This window comes from Acidobacteriota bacterium (genome assembly GCA_040752675.1).
In the GTDB taxonomy this organism is placed as follows: Bacteria; Acidobacteriota; Polarisedimenticolia; order JBFMGF01; family JBFMGF01; genus JBFMGF01.
Map to the genome: position 1 here is coordinate 1 of JBFMGF010000060.1, position 18764 is coordinate 18764.

The window sequence follows — 18764 nt, forward strand, 5'->3', positions numbered from 1 at the left end:
TCTCGATTGCGCGATTGGCAATGACTTCGTTGACATTCATGTTCTGCGATGTGCCGGCTCCAGCCTGGAAGGCGCCCACTATAATCTCTTCCTTGAAACGGCCCGAAATCATCTCGTTGCAGGCGCGTATGATCGCGGCGGCTTTTCGATGATCTAGAAGGTCGAGTTCCCTGTTGGTCTCGGTGGCCGCCTTCTTGATGAGAGCGTATGATGTCGTGAAGATTGGCGGAAGCTTGAGGTCACAGATTGGAAAGTTATCGTGGGCTCGCTGAGATTGAACTCCATAGTATGCGGGAGCAGGGATCTTCTTTGCCCCAAGGTAATCCCTTTCAAGCCGGAATTTCATTGTTATCTCCAGTTAATCTATCGTCCTTTCTTCGTCTTCCAGGTTCTCCTGTTCTTCTTGAAATCTTCTTGCATATGTCTCAGCGTATTTTCATGATGCTTTTCTTCCTGATAAAGTTTGATAAAAAGCTCCCTGATCTCCTTCCTCTTCGCGTAAAGGGCGAGGAACTTGTATTTTTCCTGCGCGCCTTTCTCGTCGGCGATGGCAATATCAAGAATCCTTGAAATCCACTCCTCGATGTGGACGCTGGCCATGGTGGTTCTCCTTATCAATCTTTTCTTCTTTGGCGTCAGAAACCAAAGCTAACCATTTTAAAGCTTTATTACTCTTCTCTGAGAAGCCTATTTTTTTAAATTATACCACATGGACGATGAAGCATTTTAATAATAGCTCTCCGCAGAGCTGCCAGGAATGTTCTGTCTTGTGATTATGCGAATCCCGATCTTTGACTTCGCACTGTAGAACCTTCTCCAGTATAGATGCCCCTGATAGGTGATATCTACGATATCCCCATCACAGCACCCTTCTGTGGAGATTAGATCATCCCTGTAGATCCAGGGATGTCCGGTCAGCATCCACCGATAAGCCTTGTCCGAGAGAGACGCTTGGGAATTCTGTTGTTGTCATAAAGCGATCTGAGTTTTCAAGCGGGGTGGGCGATGATCAGTATGGGATGAAATTGGAACCGGGGCCAATCTTTTTCATTCCTCTTCATCCTCAGAGGAGTTCAGATTCTCCATAGAATAATTTTTTGTCGTGCGCTTCTTGTAGGCGGAACCTTTTCTATAATTTTCTTCAAACCCTTCTCTCTCCTCTCCCTCAAATTCTTCATGCTCTAACGAATCTTCCAGTTCGAACTCTTCCTCTCTTCTGAAACTATAATGTGGCAGGATTCCCTGTTCCTCAAGCTCCTGACATCGGATGCAGTGCCTTGCCCAGGGAGCCACTTCCAACCTCTTGGAGCTGATCTCTTGAGAACACTGCTGGCATTTGCCAAACACCCCACTCTTGATTCGTCTCAGCGCTTCCTCTATGAGAACAAGCTGCTTGCGGTCCATCTCGGTCAAGGAAAGAAGAAACTCTTTAGCATAAGAATTCACTGCATAATCGATGTAATCTTCCGTCCCGTCCCTTACGTCTTCCTTGCTGTTTCCCTTATTCTTGGCATATTTTTCGGTGATTTCCTTGTGTTTCTTAAGGAGCTTTTTCTTAAAATACTCGAGTTTTGATTTTTTCATCTTACTTCCCCTTACAGCAGCTTTCAGCATCCTTAACCTATCGATGAATTATAAATTTCATAAAAAATAGCATATATATTAATACTAGTCAATATTGCGATTTCCCGGTTTTCAACCTGAAGAAGGACAATCTCATCTTGCCATTCTACTCTTCTCAGCATACATCACTGTGTAATCGATGATGACTTCAGCGATATCGACACCAGTCGCCTTTTCAAGTCCCTCGAAGCCCACGGAGGAGTTGATCTCCACGACCTTGGGACCGATCCGTGATTCGAGCATATCGACGCCTGCAATCTCGAGACCGATTACCTTGGTTGCTTCTATTGCAACCCTCGCATATTCATCACTAAGGCTGACAGCCTTGCCTGAGCCTCCACGGTGTATATTGGAGCGAAACTCGTCCATTTGAGCTTCTCTTCTCATGGCTGCGATTATCCTGCCACCAACGACTAGGACCCGGATATCCTTCCCCTTGGATTCTCCGACGAACTCCTGGATCATAATGTTCTGACCAAGGCTCCAGATGGCGCTAATTACCGATTCCACCGATCCGACATCGTTGGCGAGCATGACCCCGATCCCCTGAGTCCCTTTGAGGAGTTTTAAGATAACGGGAGGCCCTCCCACCATAGCGATTCCTTTTCTGATCTGCTCCGGGGTTTTCACCATAACAGTTTTCGGGATATCGATATCGTAACGCGACAGTAGCTGGAGACATCGGAACTTGTCTCGCGATCGTGCTATGGGCTGTGACTTGTTGACGGTTGGGATCCCCATCATGCTGAATTGGTTGACAACCGCAAGGCCATAGTCTGTGATGGAGGCACCTATCCTTGGCAGCACGACATCGATATCGCGGATCCTCCTGAAGCCGCTCTTGAGATGGATGGTTGGGTTTTTCTTCCCGAGTATGAGGAGAAGGTTCAGAGGATCGTGCATCTTTACGTTATGCCCCTTCCTCTGTGCCACTTCTATCAATCTCTTCGTCGAATAGAGTTGCTTCTTTCTGGATAGTATGAGGATATTCATCGCAACCTGCCGTGAACCATTATCATCAAATTTCAAAATTAATGAATGCAATTCAGAGCAAATAGTGTTTGAAAATCAGTCTTTTTCTTCCGGATACTCTCCTTTAAGGGCAGCATGAGCAGCAGCAAGTCTCGCCACGGGAACACGATAGGGCGAGCAGCTCACGTAGTCAAGGCCAGCAAAATGGAAGAAATGTATTGAATCGGGATCACCTCCATGCTCGCCGCATACTCCGATCTTCAGTGAAGGCTTCTGCTTCCTCCCTTCTTCCGCGCCTATTCTGACAAGTCTCCCGACTCCCTCCGTGTCTATGTGCTGGAAGGGGTCCTTCTTCAGGATGCTCAGCTCCACGAATTCAGGAAGGAAAACCCCGGCATCATCCCTGCTGAACCCGAAGGTCATCTGCGTAAGGTCGTTAGTCCCGAAGGAGAAGAAGTCGGCTTCCTCTCCGATCTCCGAGGCGACTAGGCAGGCTCTCGGGATCTCCATCATGGTGCCGACACGGTATTCAATCTTCTTTCCTTCTCTCCGCATGGTCTCCCGCGCAACGTCATCGATGAGCTCGCGCAGCATCTTGAACTCGGAGGTAATTCCGACCAGAGGGATCATGATCTCAGGAATGACGTTGACCCCTTCCGTGGCTGTGAGGCATGCTGCCTCGATGATGGCTCTGACTTGCATCCGATATATCTCTGGAAAAGTAATGCCGAGACGGCATCCCCTGTGTCCGAGCATCGGGTTCATTTCATGCAGTGAGTGAACCTTTTCCCTCAACTTCTCTACGGCTACTTCCATCTCGCTGGCGACCTCTTCTATCTGCGATTCCTCGTGGGGCAAGAACTCATGGAGGGGCGGATCTAGAAGCCTGATTGTGACAGGCAGGCCATTCATCTCCCTGAAGATCTCCTTGAAATCGTCCCGCTGCATCGGGAGAATCTTGCCCAATGCTCTTTCTCTCTCTTCTTTCGTGTCCGAAAGGATCATCTCCCGAACCGCCAGGATCCTGTCTTTTCCGAAGAACATATGCTCCGTCCTGGCCAGTCCAATTCCTTCTGCTCCAAAGCTCCTTGCGATCTTGGCGTCGAATGGCGTATCGGCGTTTGCTCTTACTCCGAGCTTTCTTCTCCGATCGGCCCATGACATGAGAAGAGCAAAATGCTGGTAGATGTCGGACTCCTCAGGCCGTATTGACTTTTCGACGAGGACTCTCATGATTTCAGAAGGGATTGTTGAAAGCTCGCCCTGTATCACCTCTCCGGTCATCCCATCAATCGAGATGTAATCCCCCTCTTTCAGGATGATGTTGTCGAATCTTATCTTTCTATTCTCGTAATCGACAACCATCTTTCCGCAGCCGACTACACAGCTCTTTCCCATCCCTCTTGCAACGACGGCTGCGTGAGAGGTCATCCCGCCGCGGGCAGTCAGTATCCCTTTCGCATTCTTCATCCCCGCGATATCTTCAGGCGACGTTTCGACTCTGACCAGAATGACAGAATCACCGTCTCTTGACATCTCGATTACTTTCTCAGCAGAAAGAGCCACTCTTCCGGATGAGGCGCCGGGGCCAGCATTCAGGCCTTTTCCAAGAGCCCTCCCGCCCTTGATCGCTGCCTCTTTTTCTTCGGGCTTAAAAACCGGTGCCAGAAGATGGATGATCTGGTCAGGCTCAACTCTAAGTACTGCCTCTTCTTCGGTGATTAAACCCTTGCGGACCATGTCCACGGCGATCCTCACGGATGCGAAACCGGTTCTCTTTCCAGTTCTCGTCTGAAGGATGAAGAGCTTTCCCTCCTGGATCGTGAATTCGATGTCCTGCATATCCCTGTAATGATCCTCGAGCCGGCGATAGATTTTGAGAAGGTCAGCGTATATCTCCGGCATCTCCTCCTCGAGGGAGATCAGATTCGAATCCTTTTCTTTTGCCAGAGGCTGGGGTGTTCTTATTCCGGCAACGACATCCTCACCTTGCGCATTCTTCAGATATTCGCCGAAGAATCGCTCCTCTCCTGTAGCCGGGTCTCTCGTGAATGCAACACCGGTAGCACTGTTGTTCCCCATGTTCCCAAAGACCATGACCTGGACGTTGACGGCTGTTCCCCAGTGGTCGGATATCCCATGGATCTTCCGGTAGAACTTTGCCCTCGGATTGTTCCACGACTCGAATACAGCCACGATGGCTCCCCAGAGTTGATCGTTAGGCTTGTCCGGAAACTCACGGCTCTTTGCGATCTCGGCGATGTAGAGTTTCACAATGTTCTTCCAATCATCCGCGGTCAGATTAAAATCGTTGATGATGCCTCTCTTATCCTTGGCTTCCTGGAGGATTTTGCTGAATTTCTCCTTGTGGATACCAAGAACGACCTCTCCGTACATCTGGATGAATCTGCGATAGCAATCGTAAGCAAAACGTTCGTTGCCGGTCAGCTTTGCCAGACCTCGGACGGTCTTTTCGTTGAGACCGAGATTGAGGACTGTATCCATCATTCCTGGCATGGAGAACTTCGACCCTGACCGTATCGAAACGATAAGCGGTTTTAACTCATCTCCGAATCTCAACCCCTGAAGCTTTTCTATCCTTGCCGTATTCTTCCTGACTTCCTCCTCAAGACCATCGGGGAGTCTTCCGTTATTCTGGAAATAATGCCTGCATGCCTCCGAGCTTATGGTAAAACCTGGCGGAACAGGGATGCCAAGATTGGTCATTTCCGCTATGTTTGCTCCCTTGCCTCCGAGGATATCCTTCATCCCTGCATTTCCCTCGGCAGAACCTCCACCGAAAAAGTAACAGAATTTCTTCATCTTCTGTAATCTCCTGATTGACTATACACCTGAAACGACGATCACTGAGAAATCGGCTATCTTCATGAAGAGATCTGAAAGAGAATAGAGTAGCGAGAGTCTGTTCCTCCTGATGTCCGTATCCTCGGTCATGACGAGGACATGATCGAAAAAGCTATCCACACTTCCCCGGAGCGTAGCGATCTCATGGAGTGCTTCCAGATACTTTTTATCTTCTGCGAACCGCTCAACCTTCTCCAGGACGGAACGGTAGCTTTTATAAAGCTCTATCTCATCTGCATCCCTCAAGAGTTTTCCATCTATCTTCCCCTTCTCCTGGTCGGAGATGATGTTCCTGATTCGTTTGTGGGATATGGCAATGCTCTCGAAATCTTTATGACTGCGCATTCTCGTCAAGGCCCCAACCCTCAACTGCACATCATAGGGGTCGTTGCAGCCGGATGCCAGTGCGGCGTTTACAGTATCGTAAGCATTCCCTTCAGATTCAAAAAAGAACTTCATCCTCTCCTTGAAGTACTCCATAACTTTCGATGACAGTCCGTCTTCATCAAGCTTTATGGAGAGATCTCCGTAGCTTCTGATCCCTTCTTCGATAAGTCTGTCGAAGGGGATGTGAAGCTTCCTGTCGGTGCAGACCTTCAGGATTCCTTGAGCGGATCTCCTCAGGGCAAATGGGTCCTTTGAACCCGATGGGATCAGGCCGATCCCGAAACAGCCGATTATTGTGTCCATCTTGTCAGAAATTGAAAGAGCGGCTCCAAGCAAGCTTGATGGGCTCTTATCAGTTATGGACATTGGCAGATAGTGCTCGTAGATGGCTTTCGAGACGTTGCCGGGCAACCCTTCTACCGAGGCATATATCCCTCCCATGATCCCCTGAAGTTCGGGGAAATCTTTAACCATTTCAGTCGTGAGGTCGACTTTTGAAAGAAGCGCCGCCTTCTCAATGCTTGGGTCCTTATAACAGATAAGAACATCCTTCTCTTTTTTAGAATCGCTCTCCTCACTGGACAGGCAATGAGCAGCAAGATCATAGATGACAGTTGCGAGATGCGCCATTCTTTTTACCTTCTCATGATAGCTACCAAGCTTCTCATGGAACTGGATCCCCTTCAACAGCTGCAGTCTCGATTCCAGAGGTACCTTCCTGTCCTCGTTCCAGTAAAACTCTGCATCCCTCAGTCTTCCTTCCACGATCCCTTCCATCCTTTTCAGGATGTTCTTTGCTTTTTCCTTCTTGTTGTTTACAACGGCGAGGAAGGCATTCGTGATCTTTCCTTCCCTCTTGAGAGAGAAGCATTTCTGATGATGCCTCAGGGTTGTGACGATGATTTCCTCAGGGAGTTCCAGGAAATGTTTCGAAAATTGGCCGGATGCGACGAACGGGTACTCGACCATGTGGGCAACCTCGTCTTCCAGCGCCTCATCCAGCTTGAGCTCATCACCGATCCGAGAAGCTTCTTTTAAGAGCATTTCATGGATGAGTCTCTTTCTCTTCGAATGGTCGGCTATGACCATCTTTCTTTCTAGAGCCTTAAGGTAATGTCCCGGGGATTCCACTTCGATCTTTCTTTCCCCTAAGACCCTGTGTCCGAAGCTGTATCGGGAGCTCTTAATACCGAAGAGTTTCATGTTCACCCTCTGTTTCCCATAAAGCGCCAGAAGCGAATGCACCGGGCGGACGAACCGGAACATTCCGTCACCCCATCTCATCATCTTCGGAAAACTGAGACTTAAGAAGAGTCTCTGGAAAAGTTCCGGAAGTATTTCAACCGCTTTCTTGCCCTTTTTAGTTCTCGTCGCGGTAAGGAACTGCCTCCCGTTTCTTTCCGTACATTCTAGCTTCTTAACGTCGATATTCTGTGCCTTTGCAAATCCCAGAGCGGCTTTTCCCGGATTCCCATCAGGCAGGAAAGCGACATCCTTCGGCGGACCGATGATTGTTATCTCGCTGTTGGGCTGGCGTTCATCGAGATTTATGATGATGGCAGCAAGACGTCTCGGAGTGGCGAATATACGAATGGCTTCATACTTCAGATTGGATTCAGCCAGCAAGGCTTCTAAGAGTTTTTCCATGTCGTTGATGGCATCGGGGAGCATCTGCGCAGGTATTTCTTCACAGCCGAGCTCCAGAACGAAATCTTTACTCATTCTTCTCTCCTGCCCTTGTCTTTTTTTCCGCTCTTTTATCCTTACCATTTTTCATCTCTTATCCTCTTTCTATTGGCAGTTTTCAGAAGTGGGTGTCCAAGCTCCCCTCTTTTCTCCAGGAAAATCTCTGCGCATCGACAGGCAATCCTTCTCACTCTCTGGATGCTGAAAGCCCTTTCCGTAACACTCAATGCCCCTCTCGAATCGAGGACGTTGAAGATATGAGAGCACTTCAGGCATTGCTCGTAGGCGGGGATGTAGAGCTTTTCCTGAAGAAGCTTTTCCGCTTCCGCTTCGTGGAATCTGAAAAGGTTCTGATGCAGTTTGATGTCGGCTTTCTTGAAGGAATATACTGACATCTCGTACTCCTCCATCTTGCGGATCTCGCCGTACTTTACAGATTCGCTCCATGGGATGTCGAAGACGTTGTCAATTTCATTGATAAACATGCAGATCCTCTCGAGTCCATAGGTGATTTCTGCAGATATCGGAAAAAGTTCGAACCCGCCTGCCTGCTGGAAGTATGTGAACTGGGTGATCTCCATCCCATCGAGCATGACCTGCCAGCCAACACCAGCCGCTCCGAGAGTGGGTGCTTCCCAATTATCCTCTTCGAACAGGATGTCGTGATCTTCGATCTTGATCCCCATTTCACAGAGTGAGTCAAGAAAGAGCTGCTGTACATCCTGGGGAGAAGGCTTTAGGATAACCTGGAACTGGTAATGCTTGTAAACACGGAACGGGTTGTTGGAGTACCGCCCATCCCTTGGCCTTCTTGAAGGCTGCATGTAGGCAACCCTCCAGGGCTCAGGACCGAGGACGCGGAAGAAGGTGTCCGGATGCATCGTTCCCGCTCCGATCTCGATGTCATAAGGTTGCAGTATGATGGCTCCTTTCAGGTCCCAGAATCTCTGAAGCACAAGGATCATCTGCTGAAACGTTATTCCTTGAGTTCTCTTAGACATTCCTTGAAATACCTGTAAGATTTAAATTGTTTCTCTGAAAAATTCATGAAGAGGGTATGAAGAAACTCTTCGAGCCGCGAATCGAATTCCTTTTTGAGAAGGGCCTGTTGATTCAGATCTTCTACCCTCTTCTTTGAGACCTGGGAGATGAATTCAAGTGTTTCTGCTTTCATACTGATCTTCTTCTCGTCCAGACTCTTTCCACATGAAAAGCACAAGATGTCGCAGCTTGTGGGGGAAAACTCTCCTCCAGCCTTGATTATCTCTCTGCCACAGGAAGAACAATCCCTGATTCCTGGAAGTATCCCCTGCAGCTTCAGTGTCCATATCTCGAAATATCGGATGCATATGGCCAGGTCGATTCCACCTTCGATGGCTTCAATGACTGACTTTATCAGGCGATAGAATCTCTCGTCTTCCTCGCTGCAGGTTGAGAACTGGTCAATCATCTCAGCCATGTATGCAAAAGCGTAATATACCTTGATATCTTCCTGCACCTGGACGTGAGAAGTCACCAGATCGCAGGAGTCAATGCGACTGAGCTCTTTCCCTTCCTTTTCCATGTAAGTCACGGCAACCTCCGTAAGAGGCTCGAGAAGTCCGCCGAATCTCCTTCGGCTTTTCGCCGCCCCTCTGGCGATCCCTGTGATCTTGCCGAAATTCCTTGAATAGAAGGTTACTATTCTATCGCTTTCGCCATACTTCATTGATTTTAGAACAAATGCATCACTTCGCTTAAGCAGCATAATGATTGGGCATATTTTAATCGAAAAATTATAGCAGAAGCAGTCTTCCGTTTAAAGCGCCACCCAGACTATTTCAAATAGGGGAATTATTTAATTCAGCAGAAGGGAAAGATGAGCTTTTGCCTATCTGAGGCCGATCTTTCTAAGGAGAGAGTCGTCATCTCGCCAATTCCGCTTCACTTTAACGGAAAGGTCGAGATAGAGGCTTTTGGAAAGGAATCGCTCAATCTCCTTCCTCGCCTCCATTCCGATCTTCTTTAGCATCTGCCCGCCCTTCCCGATGATTATCCCCTTCTGCGATTCTCTCTCGACGAAGAGTGATGCTTCTATTACGACCAGATTCTCTCCCTTTTCCTGGAAACTCTCGATGAAGACGGCTGAGCAGTGGGGAACCTCCTCCTTCATATTGAGAAATACCTTCTCCCTGATGATCTCTGAAACGATTGCTCTTTCTGCCTGATCGGTCAGGTAATGTTCGGGAAAGAGCATCCCCCCTTCCGGGAGATACTTCACGATGACATCAAGAAGCCTGTTACAGTTTTCCCCATTCAGAGCGGAGATGGGCACCGCCTCCAGCATCCCCCATTCATTTGTTGCCTTTGCGATCAGGGGAAGAGTGATCTCTTTCTTGACAAGGTCCACCTTGTTGATGGCGCAGATGGCACGAAGTGACTTTTCCTTGATGAGCGTGGCGACATAGTGATCCCCTCCTCCAACATGTTCATCCGCTGCAATCATGAAGACAATGAGATCGACGCCTTCTAACGCGTCCAGAGCCCTCTTGACCATGGCTCTATTCATGCTGTGTTTTGGAGTGTGGAAGCCAGGTACATCGACAAAGGCGATCTGGAAGTTTTTCTCCGTCCTCACACCCAGAATGCGATTTCTCGTCGTCTGCGGAACATCGGATACTATGGCGATCTTTTCGCCGACAAGGCGGTTGAAGAGAGTCGATTTTCCAACATTTGTCCTTCCGGTGATGGTTACATACCCAGAGAGGAATTTTTCATCCCTTTCTTCACTCATTTGAATTATTTATGTCAATGGCCGGCGATGAAGATCATCGTAGAGTCAATCTATGAAAGGATTTTCTTTATCCTAACTCTCCTGATCCTTCTGTGGTCGGCTCTCAGTATCTCAAATTTGATTTCTCTGGCATCAAACGATTCCCCTTCTAGGGGAACTCGTCCAAGTCTGGCGAAGATGAAACCCCCAACCGTATCGAAGCCCTCCTCTTTAAGCTCGACGTTGAAGAGCGCCTCAACCTTTTCAATGTTACAGATGCCCTTGACGAGGTAACTATCCTCCGTTTCCTTGACGATATCATCTTCTTCCCTCTCGTGGACATCGCTGATCTCGCCGACGATCTCCTCGACGAGATCCTCGATGGTGATAAGCCCTGCAGTTCCGCCGTACTCATCGACTACGATGGCGATCTGTATCTTTTCATGCTGCATCTCCTTAAGGAGATCCGAGACCTTCTTCGTCTCAGGGACGAAGTGAGCCGGCTTGATGAAATCGGAGATGCCCATCTCCCCTTTCTGGAGGGCGAGAGTTTCCAGCAGGTCCTTGATGTATACGATTCCTGCAATGTTGTCTATATTGTCATTGTAAACCGGGATCCTCGAATGCTTCTTGCGAATGAAGAGCTTCTTGAGGCTCTCCAGGCTTTCATCGCTTTTGATGACCACCATGTCCGTCCTTGGAGTCATCACCTCGCGCGCCAGCGTGTAGCCGAAATCGACTATGCTCTTTACGAGTATCCCCTCTTCCTTCTCCAGTATTCCCTCCTTCTCCCCCACGTCTATAAATGCTCTGATATTCTCTTCCAGCGTTTCGTCGTCTTCTCTGTCGATTACGGCACCGAATCTTTTCCTGGCAGCGAAGAGGATCCTGTATATTGGAATCATCAACGGATAAAAGATCAGATAGACGGGTGGAAGAAAAGGAATGGTAACCGCAAAAGCTTTTTCTGGATTAATGGCCACGACGAGCCTGGCGGCCAGTTGCTCCACGAACATGATCAGAACGACGATGCTGGCAAGAAGCGTCCAGGTAACTGCATAGGAGATTTCAAGAATGTTTAAGACCGCCAGAGTCGCGAAAGTTGCGCCGATGAGGGATGTCTGCCGTGATAATTGAAGGACGATTCTCATCTTGGAGGGATTGCTGTAGAGTTTCTCCGTGAAGAAGGGGTAGTTCTGCCCCTTGATCTCTGCCACCTTCCTTGCTGCCACCTCGCTGATGGAATTGATGGCAGACTTCAGGACTGAGAGGGCGAAGAATATGAAGGAGAGAGCCAGCGCGATGAATATATAGGGCAGTACGTTATCCAGTACGGCATCCTCCTTTTCTTTTTCTTGATCGGCTAGATTTCATTGCGATCAGCTCATTAAAATACTTTTCTTCCATTCTTCTCATCTCGCCGCGGTCGGTTTCATGGTCATATCCGGCCAAGTGCAGGAAGCCATGCGTCAGGAGCTTCTTTATCTCCATTTCAAGTGGCCATCCTGCCATCTTTGCCTGGCTGACGGCAGCTGGTATGGAGATGACTATATCCCCCATGTTGGTCAACCCTTCGAGGTTCTTCTCGCCTGCCGGGAATGAAAGGACATCGGTAGTCATATTCCTGCCGCGGTACTTCGCATTGAGTTTCTTCATGTGCGGATCATCAGTGAAGAGAACGGATACCTGATCGGCTTCGATACCCATTCTCCCGCCGAGTTCCCGCAGAAATCGTTTGAAGGGATTCTTGTCGATCCTGGAAGCTTTACAATCGTTTACAATGGAAATTTCAAATCTTCTCATCTCAAAAGAGCGATCAAGCAACCCTGAAAAATAATAGCCTATTCTCAAGATGAGGTCGAGTCATGCAATCTCTTCCACCGTCGTTTTAGGAGGGATGTGATCGAAATCATAGCCGGGATAATTGATCCTGCGATGATACATGGCGCTCAGCGATTTCACGAGGGAACTTGTGATTTTCTCCAGATCCGTGAATGTCAGGTCGCACTGGTCCAGCTGGCCATCCAGGACGATGTCCCTGCTGATCTTGTTGATCATCTCCTTGATCCTGGCTGGTGTGGGGTTTTCTATTGTTCGAGCGGCTGCCTCAACGGCGTCCGCAAGCATGAAGATAGCGGCCTCCTTGGTCTGTGGCTTGGGTCCCGGGTACCGGAAGGCGTTCTCGTCAGGCTCTGGAACATTGCGGTCAACCTTCTTTTTCGCCTTCTCGTAAAAGAAGGTGATGAGCCTGGTTCCATGGTGTTGCGGGATGATGTCGATGATCTGTTGGGGCAATCCATGCTCTTTGGCCAACTTGATCCCCTCCTTGACGTGGCTGATCAAGATCAGGATGCTTATGTTTGCGGAAAGCTTCTCGTGAGGGTTATACCCTCCCATCTGGTTCTCAACGAAGTAATCCGGTTTGCTCATCTTCCCGATGTCGTGATAATAGGCAGCAACGCGGCAGAAAAGCGGATTGGCATTCACCGCTTCTGCGGCGGCTTCCGCAATGCTGCCCAGGATCAGGCTGTGATTGTAACTGCCCGGAACTTTCAGGGCAAAACTCCTCAGGAGCGGATTGTTGAGGTTTGAAAGCTCGAGCAGACGAATATCCGTAAGGATTGCAAAGAGCCGTTCTAGAATGGGGAGAAGAAAGGAAACGAGAAGAGGAACAAAGAGAGCTCCACCGATGAATCCATTGAGAATGTTCAAGAACAGCGACTGCGTATCCCCAATCTTTTCCTGAACGGAGACGAGGGCTACGATAGAAAGAACGTTTACGACTCCAACGATGAAACCAGTCTTCAACAGGGCCGTCCTTTCCTTGTACTGCGTTATTCCATAGATGGCCGCAAAACTGCTGATCAGCGAGTAGAGCATAAAATGGAGGTTCCATCCTGTCAGAACGCCGAAGACGAAGCTTGTAAAAATGGAGAAGGTTGTAGCGATCCTGGCATTTGCAAGAAGGGTGATTAGCATGGCGCCTGCCGCCACTGGGATGAGGAAATAGTAGGACTCCGCCTGGTTGAATGGGAAGTTCAGGTCGTCTGCGACGCTGTTCGCGATCCATATGATCCCCCTTGCTATGATAGCGGTCACTATAATGCATGAAACCATCAGGGCATGGAGGTGGGAGACCTTCTTGAATCCTTTCTGATGGTAGATATCATAACGCCAGAGGAAAAAGATCAGAAATACGAAGATCAGTACGAAGCCGAGAAGCTCGGCTGCGTCAAATCTCGCTGGCCTCCTCCTGTCAATGAGTTCGAGGATATTCAGCGTGTTTGGAGTGAACTGGTCTCCCTTTCTGATGATGATGCTGCCCTTCGGAAATTTCTCGACAACGGGAGGAACATTTCGTGCAGCTTCGTCCTGTCTTCTCACCGATTCGCTGAGATCATAGTTGAGATTGGCATCGACCATCCTGAATATGAGCGCTGCAACTGCCTCCTTTTCCTTTCGCGCGATATGGGTTAATTTATCCACGCTATTTCCGGTCGCTATCTCAACATCACTCAGGTCAATTATTCCATTGAAGTCATTTACAATTTCTTCTTTCCTCTCATGGTAGTACTTGATGATGATCCTCTTTCCTTCAGGCAGGGAAGCCTTGCTCGTGACGATTTTACGGTTCACGATCCTGGATAGGTCCAAGATAATGCTTTTAAGAGCTTTTTCATCCTGGCTCACTTTCCTAAGAGCCTGTATCTGATAGATCGTTACATCTTTTGGTAACCTGGAAAGGATCCGATCGAGCGATGGAGTGTGCTCTCTATCCGTGGCAGAAGGAATGGAGACTTGCTCTGGGGGGAGAAGGGATAACTCATCCGTGATGATATTCAGCGATGAGATGAATCTCTCCGCCTTTCTTGAATCATAGGAGTAAACGTCGATGCTGTTCCTTCTTGCTTCCTCTCTTCTTTCAGTTGTCCTCTTCTCATCAGGAATCTCAAAATCGAAGGGAGAGACGATATCGTATGGAGCTACTTCTCCAGCAGAAAACCTCTCGAATCTTCCGCCGCAGCTATGCTGGGATGCCAGAATGATGAGGAGCATGACGAAGAGAACGTTCCAGAACGGTGTGAAGCCAAGGAGAGTATTGGCGCTTATCTTTACCTTTTCCCTGAGAAAAAGGTCGATGTTCTCCCTAATCTTCTGCATCTTGAACCCGGAACCATTCTTTTTTTTCTTAATCAGCGCCATACTCTTTTTTCATGCATCTAAAGTTAACAGCTCAAACATCCTTTTTTGCTGTTTTTTCATTATCGCGTCTCTTTGCATTCTCGTATCGTTCATACGCTTTTATAACCTTCTGGACTAAGGGATGCCTGACCACGTCCTGCTCATTAAAATAGACAAATCTGATCCCCGGAATGGAACCGATGATGTACTGGGATTCTACGAGGCCCGATGTCTTTCCCAGGGGAAGGTCGATTTGCGTGATGTCTCCTGTGATGACAGCTTTGGAATTAAACCCGATCCTCGTCAGGAACATCTTCATCTGGTCTGAGGTCGTGTTCTGGGCTTCATCGAGTATGGCAAAAGAATCGTTGAGAGTCCTTCCCCGCATGAAGGCAAGCGGAGCGATTTCTATCTCACCCCTCTCCAACAATCGCTCTGCCTTATCCCTGTCAACCATGTCGTAAATGGCATCGTAAAGCGGCCGCAGGTACGGATCAACTTTCTGGGCTATATCCCCAGGCAAAAAGCCAAGTTTCTCCCCGGCTTCAACTGCCGGTCTTGCCAGTATGATCCGGCTAACCCTCTTCTCATTGAAATAGGATATTGCCATGGCGACTGCAAGGTATGTCTTGCCCGTCCCGGCGGGACCGATCCCGAGGACCATGTCATTGTCACGGATGGCTTCGATATAGCGTCTCTGATTCTCGCTCCTCGGCATGACGAATTTTTTCGAAGATGGTCTTATCCTGTAGTTGGTGAAGTGCTCGATGAGAGGGATAGAACTATTGGATTTAAATAGATTGCAGGCTACACGAATGTCATCTCTGGACAGAACAATTCCCTGCTCGACGACACCCGAGAGTTGTGTGAGGAAGAGGGAGACTTCCTGCACCTTCTTATCGTCGCCCTGGATGGTGAATTCGTCTCCTCTCGCAGAGAGGGAAACGCCGAAGACTTTTTCAATAAACTTCAGGTTCTCATCGAAGTTCCCGAGAAAGGATTCCATCCCTTCCGAGCAGAATTTTACCTTTTTCATTAGCACTATACCTTTCAGATTATATTATTCCAGTCCTTCCTCCAGGCCCGATTTCGCTCGTTTGATCGCTTCCTCCATTTCTTCCTTTTTGAAGTTCCTAGGGATCTTCAGGTTTTGCCCATAATAGATGATGTTCGGGTCTTTGATCTGGGATCTGTTTGCCCAGAAAATGAGTGGCCACATGAATGGATCACCGTAGATCTCAACGTTAGACGATATCTTCCATAGAGACTCGCCCTGCCGGACGACCCAAATCTTCGTCTCCTCCCTTGGAGAAGATGGCACTTCTTTTACTTCCAACCTTCTTCTTTCCTCCTCTTCTCTCCTGATCCTTTCTCGTTCAGCAATGGCTCTCTCTCTTGCAAGCAGCGGAGCTTCCATAGACTTCCTCAGAAGGGCCATAGATTCATGATGCCTGCACTCAGTCGATGCCCGGGCTTCATCTGCCTGTTCGATGAGGAGGCTTGCCTCGTAGATCAGATTTTGACTGCAAACGAGGCCTCCTTCTTCCCTTGCTTCCTTTAAAACTTCTATCGCTTTCATTCTCTCTTCTTCATACTCCTTTGCTATCTCCTCTTTCTCCCTCTCCACATTCTCATCGACGCTCTTGAGGAGAGAAAGTATGACAAGAGCTTTTTCTCTCGTCTTTCTCTTCTTTCCTTTTTCCGCCATTGCATTCATCTCATCAACAAGAAGCTGTATTTCTGCAATCTCGCCAGATGCCAAAACCGTAGCGCACCTCCCCTTCACGCTCGCCAGGATGTTATTGACATCATCTGCTTCGTTGATCGGCTTTTTAGGGCAACCTGAAAGGAAAAGAATCGCGGATACCAGTGCGGATATCAGTAATATCGATCTTGTAAGTAACCAAGATGAGTCTTCTAGACCAGCTTTCATGTTGTGATCTTTTGACAACCAGCGCAAGATGCCCTGATCATTTAATTGTAATCTAATCTATCCATCCCTCATTTTCAATGGAATCTTTTCATTTTACGCGAATCTCGTAGACACAATTAGCATCCGAAAGATAGTCTATTCCAGAAAAGATTCTTCCACCGATAGCCCTAGCTCCTCAAGCTGTTTCCGATCTATTCTCGATGGGGAGCCGGTCATAAGGCACGTTGCGCTAGTGGTCTTTGGGAAAGCGATGACATCCCTGATCGAATCGCAACCCGTGAGGATGGCAACGAGCCTATCAAAGCCAAGGGCGATCCCGCCGTGCGGTGGTGCCCCTGATTTGAGTGCTTGAAGGAGAAAGCCAAATTTAGTGTTTAACTCTTCCGGGGCCAGTCCGAGAACCCGAAAAATCTTTTCCTGTATCGCAACGCTATGGTTCCTGATGCTCCCTCCGCCAATCTCCTGTCCGTTCAGCACGATATCGTAGGCAAGTGCCCTGACGCTTCCCGGATCAACGTCAATTCTCTCCAGATCATCCGGATTCGGCGATGTAAAGGGATGGTGGCAGGCTTCCCATCTCTTCTCGTCCGGATTCCATTGGAGAAGCGGAAAATCATGGATCCACAGAACGGACCAGGTGTTTTCATCGATGAGCGATTCTTCCCTTGCGATCTTCAACCGGAGAGATCCAAGCACTCTGTTGACTATATCCGCCTTATCAGCGGAAATGAGCAGGGCATCCCCATCCCCGATCGCTGCTCTTGAAGCGATGGATGAAGCTCTCTCAATTCCGATATGCTTCAGCATGGGGGAGTTGAGCGAGCCACCATCCTTCTTCATCCAGAGGATGCCTCTTCCACCAAGGTTGATTGCTTCATTAGAAATCTCATCAATCTTCTTCCTCGAGTATTTTGCTCCACCCTTCAAGTTTATGCATCTAGCTACTCCTCCAGATGAAAGGGCATTGGATACGAGAGCATAGTCGCATCCATCCAAGATGTCGCTCAGATCTATTATTTCCATCCCGAACCTTGTATCCGGACGGTCGCTGCCAAAGCGATCCACTGCTTCTTTATAGGTCAACCGGGGAAAGGGTGTTTCGATCTTCTTCCCCACCGATTCAAATGCGAACCCCAGCAGGCCTTCGACTAGTTCGTATATATCCTGTTGCTCGATGAAAGACATCTCGATATCGATCTGGGTGAATTCCGGCTGTCTGTCAGCCCTCAGATCCTCGTCGCGGAAACATTTTGCAATCTGGTAATATTTTTCGAATCCAGCAATCATCAGGAGCTGCTTGAAGAGCTGTGGAGACTGCGGCATAGCATAGAAGCTCCCCTTATGGATCCTGGATGGAACGATGTAATCCCTCGCCCCTTCCGGGGTCGATTTCGTGAGGATTGGAGTCTCGATCTCCACAAAGCCCTTTGCATCAAGGTAATCCCTGACGGCCTTTGCGATTCGATGTCTCTGGATGATGATGTTCTGAAGATTCGGCCTGCGCAGGTCGATGTAGCGGTACTTAAGCTTGAGCTCGTCCCCGGCTCTGGCCCCATCCTCCACAGTAAAGGGAAGCGTCTCCGACCTGTTGAGAATCTGGAGTTCCCCTGCAAGCACCTCGACCTCTCCTGTGGGCATGTCCGGATTGATGTTGCCCTCCCCCCTTCTCTTTACCTTTCCCCTCACGGAAATCACATCTTCATTTCTGAGGGAGGCAGCCTGTTCGTGAAGATCTGGGTCCATGGATGGGTCGAAGATGATCTGGGCGATTCCGCTCCTATCCCTTAAATCGACGAAGATCAACTTCCCGAGATTCCTCTTCCTGTTGAGCCATCCCGTCAGGATGACTTCCCTTCCTTCATAGGAATCCCTGAGCTCACCGCACCAGACCGTCCTTTTCAGCAATCTGTGCAGCGACTCTTTATCCATAGATGACATTGCGGAATCCTTCCGATAATGATTCAATCTCCTCTAGTCCGACAGATCGCTGCTTTCCGCTTCTCATATCTTTGATTCCAGCTGCTCCACTCCTTATCTCTTCGTCACCGATGAAGATAACGAAAGTGGCGTTTTCTCTGTTTGCTGCACGCATCTGGACATTCAGGCTCTTCGTCTCCGTTGCCATGCTTACCCTGATCCCTTTCCTCCTAAGAGCCATGCATATCTCGATTCCCCTGTTGAACCCCTGTTCACTCATTGTCGCTATGAAAAGATGGGGTTTTCCTTCATCTCCTTCAGGGACATCATCGGGCAGGAGCATGACGATCCGTTCCATTCCTGCGGCAAATCCAAAGCCCGGAATCTTCGGTCCCCCAAGCTCTTCGACGAGACCATCATACCTTCCTCCACCGAGGATTGAGTTCT

Annotated in this window: 16 protein-coding genes and 1 pseudogene; all 17 read right to left on the minus strand. The window is 48.7% G+C overall.

Translation table 11 applies throughout. The features are described 5' to 3' along the window. Positions 1-346 (minus strand): lyase family protein (locus AB1756_05950; protein ID MEW5806869.1); only part of this gene is annotated, 346 nt, incomplete at its 3' end. A gap of 17 nt (positions 347-363) precedes the next feature. Continuing rightward, entirely contained in the window at positions 364-600 is a 237-nt protein-coding gene (locus AB1756_05955; protein MEW5806870.1) for a ferritin family protein, read from the minus strand. Between the two features lie 126 nt (positions 601-726). Then, a pseudogene (locus AB1756_05960) lies at positions 727-933 on the minus strand (hypothetical protein). 114 nt (positions 934-1047) lie between these two features. After that, positions 1048-1584 carry a TraR/DksA C4-type zinc finger protein gene (locus tag AB1756_05965; protein MEW5806871.1) on the minus strand — a complete coding sequence of 179 codons (537 nt, stop codon included), beginning with the start codon at positions 1582-1584 and terminating at the stop codon, positions 1048-1050. A 132-nt stretch (positions 1585-1716) separates the two neighbouring features. Then, positions 1717-2616: a RimK family alpha-L-glutamate ligase gene (locus AB1756_05970; GenBank protein ID MEW5806872.1), complete on the minus strand. Its 900-nt coding sequence runs from the start codon at positions 2614-2616 to the stop codon at positions 1717-1719. Between the two features lie 75 nt (positions 2617-2691). After that, positions 2692-5418: a pyruvate, phosphate dikinase gene (gene ppdK / locus AB1756_05975; GenBank protein MEW5806873.1), complete on the minus strand. Its 2727-nt coding sequence runs from the start codon at positions 5416-5418 to the stop codon at positions 2692-2694. A gap of 21 nt (positions 5419-5439) precedes the next feature. Continuing rightward, a complete protein-coding gene (gene glyS, locus AB1756_05980) occupies positions 5440-7569 on the minus strand; it encodes a glycine--tRNA ligase subunit beta (GenBank protein MEW5806874.1) in 2130 nt (709 codons plus the stop codon). A 41-nt stretch (positions 7570-7610) separates the two neighbouring features. Beyond that, a complete protein-coding gene (locus AB1756_05985) occupies positions 7611-8513 on the minus strand; it encodes a glycine--tRNA ligase subunit alpha (GenBank protein MEW5806875.1) in 903 nt (300 codons plus the stop codon). Then, positions 8510-9280: a DNA repair protein RecO gene (recO, locus tag AB1756_05990; protein MEW5806876.1), complete on the minus strand. Its 771-nt coding sequence runs from the start codon at positions 9278-9280 to the stop codon at positions 8510-8512. The genes AB1756_05985 and recO overlap by 4 nt, the downstream gene beginning before the upstream one ends. A 123-nt stretch (positions 9281-9403) precedes the next feature. Next, complete coding sequence (gene era, locus AB1756_05995) at positions 9404-10306, minus strand: GTPase Era (protein ID MEW5806877.1); 903 nt, start codon at positions 10304-10306, stop codon at positions 9404-9406. A 50-nt stretch (positions 10307-10356) separates the two neighbouring features. Further along, a complete protein-coding gene (locus tag AB1756_06000) occupies positions 10357-11616 on the minus strand; it encodes a hemolysin family protein (GenBank protein MEW5806878.1) in 1260 nt (419 codons plus the stop codon). Continuing rightward, a complete protein-coding gene (gene ybeY / locus AB1756_06005) occupies positions 11609-12088 on the minus strand; it encodes an rRNA maturation RNase YbeY (protein MEW5806879.1) in 480 nt (159 codons plus the stop codon). Before ybeY ends, AB1756_06000 begins: the two co-directional genes overlap by 8 nt. 60 nt (positions 12089-12148) lie before the next feature. Then, positions 12149-14446: an HDIG domain-containing metalloprotein gene (locus AB1756_06010; protein MEW5806880.1), complete on the minus strand. Its 2298-nt coding sequence runs from the start codon at positions 14444-14446 to the stop codon at positions 12149-12151. 73 nt (positions 14447-14519) lie between these two features. After that, positions 14520-15503: a PhoH family protein gene (locus AB1756_06015; protein ID MEW5806881.1), complete on the minus strand. Its 984-nt coding sequence runs from the start codon at positions 15501-15503 to the stop codon at positions 14520-14522. A 24-nt stretch (positions 15504-15527) separates the two neighbouring features. Next, a complete protein-coding gene (locus AB1756_06020; protein MEW5806882.1) occupies positions 15528-16229 on the minus strand; it encodes a LysM peptidoglycan-binding domain-containing protein in 702 nt (233 codons plus the stop codon). Between the two features lie 306 nt (positions 16230-16535). Next, positions 16536-18329 (minus strand): aspartate--tRNA ligase, encoded by a 1794-nt coding sequence (aspS, locus tag AB1756_06025; protein MEW5806883.1) that lies wholly within the window; start codon positions 18327-18329, stop codon positions 16536-16538. Further along, a partial coding sequence (locus tag AB1756_06030; protein MEW5806884.1) for a His/Gly/Thr/Pro-type tRNA ligase C-terminal domain-containing protein occupies positions 18322-18764 on the minus strand: 443 nt, incomplete at its 5' end. The genes aspS and AB1756_06030, both read right to left, overlap by 8 nt.